The sequence below is a fragment of the Sphingomonas sp. NFX23 genome (assembly GCF_049887795.1).
Lineage (GTDB): Bacteria > Pseudomonadota > Alphaproteobacteria > Sphingomonadales > Sphingomonadaceae > Sphingomonas.
Map to the genome: position 1 here is coordinate 136,611 of NZ_JAGEKH010000008.1, position 14,304 is coordinate 150,914.

Annotated in this window: 9 protein-coding genes; 2 read left to right on the plus strand and 7 right to left on the minus strand. The window is 60.5% G+C overall.

Annotated elements, in window-relative coordinates; genetic code table 11:
- Positions 1–16: 16 nt before the first annotated feature.
- Entirely contained in the window at positions 17–181 is a 165-nt protein-coding gene (locus J4O76_RS20500) for a hypothetical protein (protein ID WP_426283907.1), read from the minus strand.
- A gap of 188 nt (positions 182–369) precedes the next feature.
- Here J4O76_RS20500 and J4O76_RS20505 point away from each other — a divergent pair, with 188 nt between their 5' ends.
- Positions 370–876 carry an outer membrane protein assembly factor BamE gene (locus tag J4O76_RS20505; protein ID WP_426283908.1) on the plus strand — a complete coding sequence of 169 codons (507 nt, stop codon included), beginning with the start codon at positions 370–372 and terminating at the stop codon, positions 874–876.
- Positions 877–1,131: 255 nt separating this feature from the next.
- On the opposite strand, the gene J4O76_RS20510 is transcribed toward J4O76_RS20505, so the two are convergent.
- The 5 genes from J4O76_RS20510 to J4O76_RS20530 all read right to left on the minus strand — a co-directional run bounded on the left by J4O76_RS20510 (position 1,132) and on the right by J4O76_RS20530 (position 10,936).
- A complete protein-coding gene (locus J4O76_RS20510; protein ID WP_426283909.1) occupies positions 1,132–1,269 on the minus strand; it encodes a hypothetical protein in 138 nt (45 codons plus the stop codon).
- Between the two features lie 206 nt (positions 1,270–1,475).
- Positions 1,476–4,313, minus strand: coding sequence for a phospholipase D-like domain-containing anti-phage protein (locus J4O76_RS20515; protein WP_426283910.1), 2,838 nt, complete (start codon positions 4,311–4,313; stop codon positions 1,476–1,478).
- Positions 4,270–7,224 carry an anti-phage-associated DUF1156 domain-containing protein gene (locus J4O76_RS20520; RefSeq protein ID WP_426283911.1) on the minus strand — a complete coding sequence of 985 codons (2,955 nt, stop codon included), beginning with the start codon at positions 7,222–7,224 and terminating at the stop codon, positions 4,270–4,272. Before J4O76_RS20520 ends, J4O76_RS20515 begins: the two co-directional genes overlap by 44 nt.
- A 17-nt stretch (positions 7,225–7,241) precedes the next feature.
- Complete coding sequence (locus J4O76_RS20525) at positions 7,242–7,796, minus strand: DUF3780 domain-containing protein (RefSeq protein ID WP_426283912.1); 555 nt, start codon at positions 7,794–7,796, stop codon at positions 7,242–7,244.
- Positions 7,797–7,834: 38 nt separating this feature from the next.
- Positions 7,835–10,936 (minus strand): anti-phage-associated DUF499 domain-containing protein, encoded by a 3,102-nt coding sequence (locus J4O76_RS20530; protein WP_426283913.1) that lies wholly within the window; start codon positions 10,934–10,936, stop codon positions 7,835–7,837.
- 653 nt (positions 10,937–11,589) lie between these two features.
- Here J4O76_RS20530 and J4O76_RS20535 point away from each other — a divergent pair.
- Positions 11,590–11,997, plus strand: a complete 408-nt coding sequence (locus J4O76_RS20535; RefSeq protein WP_426283914.1) for a hypothetical protein — start codon at positions 11,590–11,592, stop codon at positions 11,995–11,997.
- A 534-nt stretch (positions 11,998–12,531) separates the two neighbouring features.
- On the opposite strand, the gene J4O76_RS20540 is transcribed toward J4O76_RS20535, so the two are convergent.
- The gene (locus tag J4O76_RS20540; RefSeq protein WP_426283916.1) at positions 12,532–14,301 is read right to left on the minus strand and encodes a hypothetical protein; all 1,770 of its coding nucleotides are present in this window, start codon (positions 14,299–14,301) and stop codon (positions 12,532–12,534) included.
- Between the last annotated feature and the right edge of the window lie 3 nt (positions 14,302–14,304).

Consider the following 14,304-nt stretch of genomic DNA (forward strand, 5'->3'; position numbering starts at 1 on the left):
CTAAGCCCCGCTGCCCTCATAGCGGACAGCGGCCAGACGTCTCAGATTCCAGCCGCAGCATCACGAAGGCGAGCAACGTCGCGATCATGTCGAACCGGCCGTCGACCGTGTCCGGCACCGCACCGCCCACATACCAATGCTCCGCACGGGCGCGTGCGACCACGGCATTATACAGCGGCAACGCCTCGTCCGGCTTCTCACCGAGCAGTCTTCCGAACCTGCCTAATCCGTCGTCTTTCAGGTCGCAACCGCGCTTCGGCTTGTTTGCCCGCGCAACCTCGCATATCGAGGCGCTCGGCGACCGATGCAATCCGTTCGCCCGTGTTCCGCGTGACCCAGTCTTGGCTTTATAAGGCCTCGGGAGAGTATATGAGCGTCGTTTCGACCCGTATCGTCCAGGTCGCGGCCATCGGTCTCGTCGCGCTGGCGAGTGCGGGCTGCACCCAGCTTCGCTCGCACCAGGGCTATGTCGTCGATACCGATCTCGTCAACTCGGTGCAGCCGGGCGTTGACAACCGCCAGTCGGTCCTGGCGACGCTGGGCAAGCCGACGCTCGCCGGCCAGTTTGACCAGGGCGACTGGTATTATCTCGCGCGAGACAGCCGCAACCTCGCGTTCCGTAATCCGCGCCCGAACGCACAAATCACGCTGCAGATCAGCTTCGACCAGAGGGGCACCGTCACCCAGATCCGTCGCGGCGGCCTCGATCAGATCGCCTCGATCAAGCCCTACGGCAAGAAGACGCCGACGCTGGGTCGCGAGCGTGGCTTCTTCCAGGATCTGTTCGGCAACATCGGCACCGTCGGTGCCGCGGGCGCTGGCGGCGGTCCTGGTAACGGCAGCAACACCGGCGGCGGCGGTCGCGACCAGCCGTGATCGCGCGGCGCGGTTAAGGCCGCGCCACTTTTACTCAGCGTCGCACGCTCGGACGTCCGCTCGATTGGCTGCGTGATCCGCTATGTAAACGACACCAGGCACGAAGGTGCTCTGACGCAATCTACGGCGAAGTTTCGCCAAACATGCGGTTTCGATCGGACTCCCGCCGTATCGGATCCAGTCGCGCTGTACTGTCCTCGAAGGGGTCGGGATGGACGAGTCGTTATGCCTTTAGACGGCTTGGCGCGCGAGACTTTACTCTTTGCCGCGGTGGGGTTTTTCGTCGGTGGGATCGACGATCTGCTTGTCGACCTGGTCTTCATCGCCCACCGGAAGTTCCGCGGACGTCGAGACCGCCTGAGCGAGGTCCTCCGTCGCATCGCTGCGCGGCAATGCCTATGGCTTCCTGACGACGGAGTCGAACGCGATCGTGGCGCCGATCCATCCAAAGGCCATGCCAGTAATTCCACGACGAGAATTATGACCGATGGCTTTCGGCGCCCTGGGATGAATGACAAGTGCCGTGGCGCCCTACCCCTTCCAGCTGATGCGCGTGAAATGACCGCTCTGGGACTTAGCGCTGGTGTCCTAAGTCGCCTCTAAACTTTACCTCGCGGCGCCTGCCATCCGGCAGACAGCAGTCGCTCGACGTCATTCCGCGCGAAAACCTTGCTCGCTGCCGCCCAGGCGTCCTCGTCTACCAGATCGCCACTGGAGCGGGCCTCGAACGGATCGAAACGTTTTCGCGGGACGGTGAAGGCTCGCAGCTTTTCCTCTAGGTTCTCAATGTCTTCGATCCAGTCGGCCTCGATCGTCTCGGGCAGCGTCCCAAGAATGTCGCTTGTGTTCTTTAGACGGTCCGACAGGACACGGTAGACCTTCTCATCGATAGTGCCGGCGTAAGTCAGGTTTGCCATGTCGACCCTCGACCGGGTCTGGCCGAACCGTTTGATCCTTCCTATCCGCTGCTCAAGTCGCGATGGATTCCACGGAAGGTCTACGTTGATAAGGGTGCCCAGCGTCTGAAGGTTCAGGCCTTCGCATGCGGCGTCAGTTGCAACCACGAGCCGTACCTCACGATCGGCGACAAGTCGCTTGATCTGTGCGCGTTCCACGCTCGTGGCCGCGCCGCCTATGATCAAGCGTGACTTGCCCGTGCCAGCATAGAGCGCAACGACCTGTTCCGGCCTGTTGCGACTGAGCGCCTCCGCCATCCATGCGGCAGTATCGTAATACTGACTGAACACGATCGACCCCATCTCTCGCCAGGTGCGCCGGTCTGTGCGGTGTTCATCAAGGAAATACTCGACGGCGCGGAGCTTGGGGTCGTTGCCGCCAGCCAGAGCCTCGATGATCGTCCGAAGGTGCTTCCGCTCCTCTGAGCGCGCGTCGAAGCTAGCGCTGTCGAGTTCCTCCTGAACCTCGTCGTCGAGTTCGCCGTCGCCGATCAGCGCTCTTGCGGTCGCCACGGCAGCGGCTTGACTTGAGCATAGCCGCTGCAGCAGCAGGGTCCGCATGAAGCCTGCTGGCTTGTCGCGTCGGCCATACGCCTTCGTGAATTCGGTCACGGCCTCAAGGGCAGTCGCGAACGCATCGGACGTGTACAGGCTCAGCGCATCGAAGAGATGCGTCGGCCCTGGATGCTCGGCGCTTGGATGGATGTCGACGGGCAGCGCCGGGATGAGACCGAGTCTCTCCAGGTCGCGCCTCTTCCGCAGCACGACGTGACGCACGAGCGGATTGTCACGTTGGAAATAGCCGAGACCCTCACGCACCCCCGTCAATTCCATCTCTGCCTTCATGGTGACGACAGGATTGCCCATGTCGGACGCGAACCTCGTCGTTGTCCATGCGTCGGCCCGCAGATCGAGCGAAGCGCGGATATCAGCGAGGAGATCGTCGTCACCGGTTGGCGGAAGCGGGTTGGTGATGAGTTGCCAGCCCTCCCGCAGATCCATCACCTGACGCTCGCCCTTGAGGTAGGGGAGAACACGGTCAGGGCGTTGCCATTGTGAGAAGGCATTCCCCAGCACGAACTCGGCATCTTGGTTGAGCGCCTGCAGCAGATCCCAGAGATCATGCTCGCTGGTCTGGATTGGTGTTGCTGTCGACAGCAACATGTGGCGTGTCCGGGTAGCCATGCGCGTGATGAACTTAAGCAGATTGTTCGGGGTTCGATCGTCCGATCCGATTGGCTCGGACCCCCGCGCTTTGTGCGCCTCGTCGAGTACCACCATCCCAAACTTCCGACCTAGGAGATGCTCAGCCTCGGTCCCCGGCTTGGGCTCCCCGTGTCGGTCGACGCCGTGCACTATGAGCCCGGTCGACACGAGGCCAATCGCATACGGGCAGCGTGCCACATCGGCCACTCCGGCCCCCTTCACGACGCGGCCTGACGGGTCGATCCAGCATTTTCGGGTGCTGTGCCATCGTGCCACCGGCATTGCCAACCTGTCGAGCAGTTCGATCTGCCACTGCTCCAGGAGCGTCGATGGCACGAGGATCAGCACTGGCCCGTCACCAAGAAGCACGGATACGAGGGCGGACGCCGCAAGCGACAGTGTCTTCCCGACTCCAACCTCGTCGGCGAGCAGCAAGCGGACCTTCTGATACGTCTCGCGATGATGCAGGAACTGCGACACAAATGAACGCTGCCAAGGCTGTAGCGATTCACCCTCGCGATAGATCGGCGTCTCCGCCAGCGCCGCAGGTGCGATAGCGTTAGGGTCATCGTGAAAGTCGACGATCTCGACTTCCTGCCGCTTCGCCAGCCGCCCGACTTCGCGGATGATCGCATCCGGCAGCGGCTTGCCTAACGCCCAGAGTTCATCGAACTCGGCTTGCACCCATGAAACCCCCTCGTCGGACGTATCTTCCCATACGAGCTCGTAGTTGTGAGCCCAGGCGGCCCGGGTCTCGTTGATCGATCCCATGAAGGCCACTGCGCCGTCAGCACCGGTGATCACGCCGGCTTTTCCATGCAGGAATGGCGCGACGTTCCTGGGAACGACCCGGATTTCCACGAGTCCTGATAGCAGGAACTCGTGAAGCCGTTCGTATCTGTCTCGATGGACTGCGGCATCCACGATCATGTCAGACTCGACGAACCGCTGAAATAGCAGAGCTTCACGGACACGCTGTGCTGCCTCGATGTCCTCGACGTCCAGGTCGGCGTTAGCGACGATCCGCACCTTGGCGAGCGAGCTGATCTCCTCACCGACGAGTTCGAAGATCGACGAGCGGAAGTAGCCCGCGATGCGGTCGTAGGTCTTAGCGCCCTTCAGTCGGTCGGCGAGGTAGGCATGTGAGAGCCGACCCTGCCGAGACGAGAACCTCGATAGCCTGCCGCCATCGAGGAAGCCGGTGCTGTTCGACGGCGACGAGGGTTTCAAGTCAGAGTCTCTCGTTTCGCATAAGGTTAACGAGGATGGCGGCATGTCGCCCTTCTACGGTGTGGGCACCCCGGCGGCGAGCCAGATAGTCGGCAACCTCCACAAGATCGCCTCGCTTCTTGAAGTAGTCGGGCAGGAGTTCCCGCATCTGCTGCAGCACCACGTCCGGGTCTATTTCACGAATGAGCCCGTCGATCCCGAAGAGGGCTGAGCGGATGATGCCGGTTCCGAAGTCGGGTATGTCAAAGCCCGTCCGAGTCCCGAAGTCCTCCGCCCGGCGCAACCTCGCCGCGTTCGGCCTGACACTCGCCATCAGCGGATTGTAATCGCCGACGCGGAACGCCCGCGAGAAGTTCTGGTAGTTGTCGAGCTTCGTAATGCCCTCCGCCTCGAGGCCGACCATCTTTAGGTAGAAGCGCTCGGGACCCTTGAGCGTCTGCCAAAGGCGGGCCTGCAGCCCATCGGGCACCATGTGCTCATTGGCGACACCAACGGCGAAGTCGATCATCCGGTCGACGAAGCTCGTCTCGCCCTTTCGTCGCGCGCGGAGAGCCTCGACCGTCATGTCCTTGCCGTCGATTTTGGTGTATCCAGTTAGAACGCGGAGCGCGGCGGCGTAGCCAGCCATCTGAAGATCGGAATCCTCGAACAAATTCTCGATCCGTCCCGCTCCCTTCAGCGACTGATTGAGACCGACGAGTGTGTCGATCTGATCCGCTACGTGGGCACGAACTTCCTGAACGATCTCGTCCTCGTAGCCCACCTCAGCGTGGAGGCGCTTACGCAGGACGAGAATCACGGTGCCTTGAACATAGCCACCTTTTTTGAGTTCGCTGGTCGTTTCCGTGGCTATGTACCAAGCCGCCCGGACTTGAAGTCCGGCGCCCCAGAATATCTGCGCGAGTTCAGCCCACACCGAGCCCGACTGGTGCGTGAACATGACAATCTGCAGTCCGTTATCGGGCATGTGCTCGGCCATCGCTCGATATGCCTCCACCATCTCGCGCCGGAAGGCATCACCCTCGCCCTTGATCGCAAGAGGTCGGCGTGAGTCCCATGTCCATTGATCGAATGGCTCCGGGGGGTTGCGGCGCAGCCACCCGATGAAAAACTCAGTGATCTCGTGATAGCTGACCGCATCGGCGTATGGTGGGTCGGTTATGTAAAGGTCGTGTGTCTCATTCACTGCCGATGCAGGCCTCGTCAACACCGCACCCGTTCCTCCGATACGGACGGTCTGGCTCCTGTCTTTGAGTAGATGAGTATAGACGTAGGCGGACCGGGCAGCGTAGTCGAACTTAGTCTTCAGAGATTGATCCTCGAAGCTGTGATTGACTGTATCGAAGCCGCGAAACCACTGACATCCTTTCGCATTCCAGTTGGCTTGATGAGCCACCTTCAGTGCCCCAGCTGGCGATTTTCTCAGGACCTCGGCCATTAACCCTAGGACGAGGAGGTTCCGCGGCGAGAACAACTGGTGCCAATAAGTCCACCCCCTCGTTCGCATTGGCTCCGTGGTTTTATCGCCTGCGAGGATTGGCATGTCAGGAACGACGCCGTCGGCTTGCCAAGAGGCGAGCCTTTTTCGCACATAATCGACTACTCTTTGGTCGCGGTCGAGGTCGTCATTTGTCGGAGCCCTAAAAAAGGTGGTTTGGCGACCACGATCCAAGGTGTCGGCAGTTATCCATTGGACGCAGTACAGGCGCTCCCTGTATATATCGTCAGGTCGATAGACGATCTCGTCTTTTTCCCATGGCCGAAGCAAGTTCCCAGTCTCGCCATTTTCCCGACGCCAATCACCTCGAATCGACTTGATTGACTGCCGGTAAGTCTGACCATTTAGTTCGTAAACCAGGTATTCTCCTTGCTTGGTTCCAATGCTTGCACGCTTCATCATTTCTTCAGAAGCATCCTCGATCACAACGAAGTTGTAACGACGGCGATCGTAGTCTGGAACAAGGTCTATGATCACGCGCCGCTTCTGCGAGACGATCCAAGACTGGCAGATTGGAACAGTCCACTCAGTCTCGGGGCAGTGGGTTTCGAGGCAGTAAAGAAAGGATTTAGCTCGGTTGCCATCTTCGGTTTCGACGCCGAGTTCATTGATGATATCTTCTACATGCCGAGCTGCCTTCTTCTCCAGATCCTGCAGTTCCAAACGTGCTTGTTCGTCGCCCCCGATGACGTTTAATGCACCCCAAGTGAGCATGCAGGCGATCGGATTGAGGTCGGAACCTGTGGCATCGCAACCAATTCGAGCAGCTTCGAAAGGGATTGATCCGCCGCCGGCAAATGTGTCGGCGACGCGCGGGGGGCGACCAAAGCGCATCTCGCCGAGCTGCTTAATAAGAGATGGTAGATCATGAGCCGTCGTGCCAAGTCGCTGATTAACAAATGGCCAAATATGCTTGGTCACCTGCTCAGACAGCTCTTCCGGACGAAGTGCTCGATTGACGCGATCTTCATATGGTAATGTAGCTAGGATTCTGACTTTCACTTCTTGCCGGTCAGAAGCAGATAAGTCCGGCCGCCATTTCGCCGACTGCTCGCGAGACTCACCCGGATCTTCGGGATCACTCGAGAGAGGACGTTCGTCTCGGTCCACGAACGCATCAACCTTCATTCCGTGCGCTTTGGCAATTTGCACCAGCTTCGGGGCTGTTGTTGTGACATCACGATACCCGAAAGCGTCGTCGTCCATTGCCATCAGCGTTTCGAACAGCACGAGGTCCCCTTCGGGATCGCTCGTGGCAGGCAAGAGACAGCCCAAAACGCACGCGCGCACAAGCACCAACGGCTTGCGCCCCTTCCAATAGGAGCCGAGCGCCGTCAAGGTCTGTCCGGATCCAGCCTTGCGTTCCTTCTTCGCTTCCGCGGAGAGCTTTTGCGCAGGCCACAGGCGCTCGATCAATGCAGGTGCGTTAGCAAGAGGTGGGGTTTCGTTCGTCTGCATCGTATTCACCGTTCTGGTCAAAATCGGTCCAAGAGCGTGGATCTGTGTGAGTCGGGCAGGGTCGCGCCTTCGGTGAGGCCGAACCGGATGGCCTTGCGCCAGCCTCGATCATGGTCACCTGCCTTGCCTGATGTGTGCGCGGCCATGGCAAAGAGCCACCAGCGCTCCTCGGGCCGGAGCCCAAGCCAAGCGTTGATGCCGGCAGGAACAAGGTCCTCCTCGCACTGCTCCACTGCCCACAGCAGCACGCACATCTCGCGGCCAAGCAGGCGATGAACGCGGTTCTCGCCGACATCCCAGCGGCCAGTGCGGTAGCGTCGGCTCTTAAGGCGCTCGTTGAAGGCGTTCTTCAGTGGTGTCGCCACCATCCGCCAGCGGCGTGGATGGATAGTGCACCGCACGACGCGATCGACATAGGTGTTTTCGTCGCTGTCGATCCGCGGGCCGGATATCCCGTAGTCCTCGATGATCGTTACCAGTTCGCGACCGGTAGGGCTGATCTGCACGACGAAGTGCTGCGGGTCTACCTCATCCTCCGGCACGCCGAAGCCGGCTCTGGGTCTGCTTGCCATCTTTGTTCCTCGCTCGGACCATTCCGCCCGGCTCCAATTCAGTTCTGTTCGATCTCGCCCGAGGCGAGCGTCTCGCCGGCCGCAGCCATCAGCTGGTCCAGGTCTCCCGCGCGATCGGCTTCGACCAAGCGCCACGTGACGGTGACGTCCGCGTTCTCGTCGCCGAGCTCCGCTCTTGCGTACTTGGCGAGCCGCTCGATGGCCTCGGCTGTCACGTCGAGGTCTGATCCGAAATGCGTGCTCACGTTTCGGCTGCCGGAACCAACGGTCACCAGGACGTTACGGAAGCGCGCGCGCGTCTCCTTGCCCTTTGCAATAGCCGCGAAAACCTTGTCCGTGGTGGTTAGCTGTACTTGCTTGCGTGCCCGACCAGGCCGCTCGAGATCGACCTTTGTGCCTTCGCCCTCACGCCTGGCGATCCTGAACTCGCGCGTCGTCTCGATCCCGCCCGAGCTTGCCCAAGCGTAGATGACCACATCCTTGTCGCCTTCGAGGCGGATCGGACCGCCGTATGCGTGCCCGTCGCGCGCTGCCGTGGCGTCCGTGTTCCATTTAATCTCGCCGCTGGGGACCACGGAGAGCTTGACCTCGTAGCCTGTGCCAACCGCTTTCGGATCGTGGGTGAGGTTGAGGCGGTTCGTCCAGACCATCACGTCCCCGGTTTCGTGCTCACCCATCGGATCTACGGCAATGAAGTACAGCCTCATCTCCGACGTCTCGAGCCGCGGGGCATCGAGCCTGGGCGAGGTCGATGACACGTCAGCTGTGTTCGACCAGTGGATGCGACCTCGGCGGCCGGCGTTGCGTGCCAGCACATTGATCGTAGCGGTTCCGCTCAGGTCATCGTAGGCGGACTCAGTGACGCCGACGCTGGTCTGCTCCTTCTCGAACGGGCCCTTCTCAATCCCGCCAGTGCCGGTCTCGCGCCAGCGCTGCCGTGACACGGCGAGCCGCCGCAGCTCGTCCAGACCGCCGCGGGGCAGCCAGAGCCATCGGACGTTACTCATTGAGCGGTCCTGAATGTCTCCCCAGGTCGTTGATCTGATGTTCGCTGGCCAGAGCATGTCCTCGGCGCGATCGGCGAGCATGTCGAAGTTGGCCTCGACGTCCACAATCAGCTTGCGGCTACCGGTGGAGGTCAGCGCATTTTCGACGGCTGTCTCGCCATCATACCCTGCGGCCCCCTCGCGACGGAAGCTGTCGAGCTTGAGCGTAGCGCCCAGAAGGCGCTCGCCACCCGAGTCACGACCGGGATACCAGATCTTGTTGAGGGTCGACGCGATCGTTTGGTAGACGTCGAGTTCAGCATCGGCTTGGCGACTCTCTAGATCAGGTCGGTTGGGGCTGCTCTGACCCTCCTGATCCAGAACCTTTGCGATTGCGTAGGCGATCCGCAGCTTTTCCTCGACTGATGCCAGATCGAGCCCCTCACCGCTGACGATGGCAAAGTTGTTGCGCTCCGAAGTGGCGGCGAACAGCTGCTGCGCCTTCTCGGGTGGGATCTTCGCATCTGGCGAGAGAACAATAAGGGCCCGGTCGCTACGGGTGTTGATGTCCTCCACCCGCGGGAGAGCATGGACGCGTGAATACGCTGCCCGTCGCCGGGTTGTGAATATCTCGTCGAGCCGCCGTGCCAGATCCTGCTCGACTTTGTGCGCCGGGGCGTTGCGAGCGAGGTTCTCGATCTTCTTGGTCAGATTCTCGTTTTTAGAAAAGTGCCAAGCGCCGTTGTCGCGCTTGTGCAGGTACCAGCAGCGAGCCACCAGTGCCTCAAGGGCGGCCACGAAGTCGCTTTCAGACCGGAGCGGTGCAATAAGGAAGGACAGGATGTCCGCCGGCTGAAGGCCCTTCACGGCGTCCGACGACTCGGCAAGCGATGCCATCAGAACCAACCGGGCGGTCTGGCTGGCCGCATCATTCCCCATGTCGGCGTCTATCAGCTCGGCGTGAGCATCGCTGGCACCGCTGTCCACGATGTCGACCGTTATCGCGGCGTCGAGATCGTAGATGTTGTTGACCATGTCGCGGATGCCGCGATCGGACAGATCGAGATGCTGCGGACCGATCAGGTAGACATCATTCGTCTTTCGCTTCTGGACCGACTTGATCATTAGTGCGGCGATGGTCATCAGCCCGCGGGTCTGGCGAAAACCCTCGTTGTCCTTGAAGGTGGCAACAACGGTCTTCAGGCTCGGATGGAACGGGTAGGTTGCCGCTACCTCGTCCGCGATCTTTTCTGCGGCGCGTTCGAGCGTCTTGGATTTGACCGCATCAGATAGGACCTGTCCGTAGGCTTCGGCCACGCTCTCCACGACCATCGGGGCGGGTTCGCGTGCCAGCAATCGCTTCCGTAGAATGTGGTAGATCTCGTCGGAGCCGAGTTCGACCGGGGTGATCGGCTTCGCCTGACGCCGTGCCTCATTCGTGATCTGCGACATGATGCGCGACAGGTCGCCGCTGGCTTTGTATTGACCAACGAGAGTTGAGAGGACGATGCAGAGCCGCGGCAGTTTGATGGCCGCAGCAAGCAGGTTCGAGATCGCCGCGGACGTCACGTCGCCCAGCGTTCCCGCACCCACCGGGATGGTTACCGCGTTCTCGAGGTATGGCGGGAGTTCGTCGAAAAGCATCAGCACGGGCTGATCACCGATCAGGCCAATCCAGTCGTCCTCGTTCGGTGCACGCGCGCCGTTGCGCCAGAAGCGGGCGAACTGCTCACCCTTGCCGAGCTGATCGGCGATCGATCCCCAGAGGAATCGGTCGTGGTCAATGTTGCGACCGCTGATCACGACGACCTTCGCCGCCTGCGGCGTGAAACCTTCGGTGATACGAGCAGAAGTCGCGCCCGCGATCTCAGGGTGGGCGGCCAAGTATCCAAGTGCGAGCATTGAGTGAGTTTTGCCGCCGCCCATTGCCTGCCGCAGCTCGAACGCTGCCTGATCGTTTAGGCCGGCGAGGCGTTGCAGCCCCTGTCGCAGCAGCTGAGCCATGCCGTCGGTGACGTAGGTGCGATCAAAGAAGTCGCGCGCCTTCGCGTCGTCATGGTCAACGAGATCGGCAAGATCTTCGATCTGCTTAGAGAGGGCGTAGTCAAGGGCGTCCTGCTTGAACTCGCAGGCGTCAATAATGGTCTGGAGCATCAGGCTGTACCGTCCAAGCTGTTCTCGATGGTGGATATCAAATGGGCGACGCAGTTGCCTCGCCGGCGCAGGATCGGGAGCAGTCTCGTGCCCACGTCTGTCGGGCATCCGTGCCCACCTGCCCAGTTTCGCACGGTGCGATCCGTCACGCCCAGATCCCGGGCGAGTGGGGCCTGCCACCTGGCGCCGTAAAGCATCTCGCCCACGTTGCGCAGAATGACATGATCGTTCCCCATTTTCCGGGTTGTAGGAAAGACATCCGTCCTCGGCAAGCCAACTGGCGGCGCCGGCCCCGATCTAACTAATCGGCCGTCGGGGCGTTCACCGTTTACCCGTCAGCTCGACCTTCCCGTTACGCATCAGCTCGCCACCGGAAGAGGTTTGCAGCCGCGCCCTCACTATTGTGGGCGTTTTGCTTACGCCGGATGTGGCGCCTCACTGAGCGAGGCAACGTCTATAGCTTCCTGACTACCGAGCTGAATGCTGCTGTTTCACCTATCCGTCCCAAGGCGATGCCAGTGGTTCTTGACGAGGAGGATTACGATCGGTGGTTTTCCGCTCATTGAGATGATGTAAAGGATATTGTTGCCCCTATCCGACTCAGCTTATGAGCGTGAGGTAAATTCTTTGACTAACGCCATCGGAGTGTTGGGATGGAAGTGGCAGCTTTATTGTCTCCGGTAAAAGCTGCGTACGGATGGATGGCTCGGCGTGTTGCTAAGCGCATGGAACGTCGCGACACTGCGAGTGTTGACCAACTCGTTGACATCCTGAGGCATTCCCACTTTGAGAACGGAAAGTATCTCGTCACCGTCTATATGCGATCAGGCCGTAGCTTCACCGGGTTTGTTGATCGATACGATGATTACGAGCACGCCCTATGGTCTGTAGATAAGGGTCATGTCGTTTTAACCTCTGCTAAGCCTCTCTCCGGGCATGTCTCTTACGAAACGATAACAATCCTATTTTCTCAAATCGAAGCTGTCATGTGGCAGAATGTTCACGGTGCCTCCGACGAAGAGACTATTAGCGTTGCCCATGCCACTCTCTCTCGGTTTTGAGCATAACTCAACTTCCGGTGTTCATAAAGAGTCCTCTCTGCAACGTCAAACGAGGTATGACGTTCGAGAATCAACATGGCCTTTATCTCGGTGCTGGAGAGCGCTTGCCTACAGTATCTGACGTCTGGGATATGTAAGGTCCTCATTCTCTGTCTTCTAGGCTGAGCTCACTCACGGAAGTAATGTAACGCGGCACATCACGACGGTCTGTTTGGGGATCCTCTTAGGAAACCACAAACTGCCGGTCTTTTCCAGTAAAAATGATCTTTAAGAAACAGCAGGCAATTTGGGACAAAGTCCTTTTAAATTATAGATGTATCAAGGACCATCGAGCACCTACCCTACCAAGACCGCTACTAACAGGCGAACGTCATGGTTTGGCAACGCAGGTGGTCGGACATGCCTGTTGCTTGTGTTGCTACTGCAGCGTCCCAACTGCTCGACTGTGGGGCCGATAACGTTCAGAATTAATTGACCGCCGTCACGCACCTAGTTGCGTCAGGCTGACCTCCTCAAGGCTGGCGTATGCCGCGATCACAAAAGGGGCTGCACCGCCGCCACGCGTCCGTCCTCGATCTTCCAGGCCATCTTGAAGGGGCGCTCGAGCGCGGTCCGCATTTCCTCGATCTTAGTGATCCCGTTGGCGATCCGCTCCCGCTCCATGAAGATGGCGCTGAGTGCCTCGTCGCCTGCTCGAATGATGTTGAGCTTGCGCCCGTTCATCGCGCTCTGCGCCCAGCGTGACGAGGCCGCACTGAGCTTTTCCCGCACCACTGCGCTCACCCGTCGAATCCGTTCGCCGCTCTCCCTCAATTCATCCAGCGATGCCTCGATGTCCTCGCGACGGCGCCGCTTGCCGATCTCCCCTTCCGGGAACTGGCAGAGCAGCTGCCACCCGAGGGCGCGGGCGCGCAGGCAGAGGGTCAGCTGCTTAAGCAGGTCGCTAATCCTGCGCTGTGCCTTGTCGATCTTGTCTACGAAGTCGGACGAGGTGAACCAGCCCCCATCCTTCACCTCCTGCAGCCCATCCACCGCCTTGGCGAGATCACGCACGAGGTGATGCTGCCTGCTCAGAAGATCGCCTTCCCGCCGCTCGATTTCTCCGAGCACGCTTGTCGACAGCTCGCCAGCGAAGATCGATGGCGCCTTCTGCTCGAAGTAGGCCACCGCGGCGGTGAGATCGGAGAGGCGCTCGTTCGACTGAAACGCCTTCACCTCCTGCACGTCGTCGCTCAACGCCGACAGCTTCTCGCTGATATCGGCGAGGTGCTTCTGCGCCAGGGCGATGGATGCGATGTTCATTATGGCCGAGGCGCTCGCCAACGCAGTCAGCTTATCGGCACTAAACAGGTTTGCGTGTACCGGCTTGCCGTCCACGACCGAGATTGCCCGCTTGCCACCACCCGAGATGGCATTCACGAGATCGCCATTGCAGACGACCTCCATGTATCGGGTTCCCGTCATGCCGGTTATCTCCGCAGCCGTCGCCACAGCCGGCACGGCCTGCAGGAGAGCGTTGAGGCGGCCGATACCCTCGTCGCCGGACTCGATCCTGTGCCACGCGCCCGCATTGGGTTCGCCTATGCTGGTCAGCGCGAGCATGCGCGCGCCGTCCTCGTCCATGATCTCCAGCGACGTACTCGCGTGTCCGTCCACCCTGGTCGTTGCGCCGCGGGACCCGGTCTGGATGTCGCCTGCGCCACGACCCTCCTCGATGATCCTGCGCCGGAGGAAGGCCACATGCAGGGCGCAGGGAACCGTTACACGGTAGCTGGGGTCGAGCAGGCTGATGCCCAGCGCCGCGCTTCCCGGCCCCGCGAACACGGTGGTCATCAGGGCGAACGATCCCGTCCGGGCGTACCAGCCGCCATGCGACGTTTTGCCAAGCGCTGCCTTCCGCGCAGACTCCATCAGCTCTTCGCGCTGCGCAGGCTCCAGCGCCTGCCAGCGCTGCTCCAGGAAGATGTCGAGCAGGTTGGCCTCGTTCGCGACGGTGCGACCCTTCTCGTATGGTACGCTCAGCTTCCAGCAGACGTCCGCGACCACCTCGTCGTAAGGCGGGCCCTCGCCGAGCCGGCGCAGGTTCATCAGCGTGTTGCCGCCGAACAGCCTGAGCTCGTCTCCGATCAGCCGATGGTACCGGGTGTGGTCCGGCTGGTGGCGCTTGTAGTCCTCGCTGACGTCAAGCAGGTTGGAGAGTTTCGAAAGTATGATCCGGACCAGGGGGTCAAGCTCCTCCTTCGTGCTCAGAGCCAGCACGGCGTAAAGGTCGCCAGTCTTCGCCTCTTCAAGCAGTCCCTGCATGCC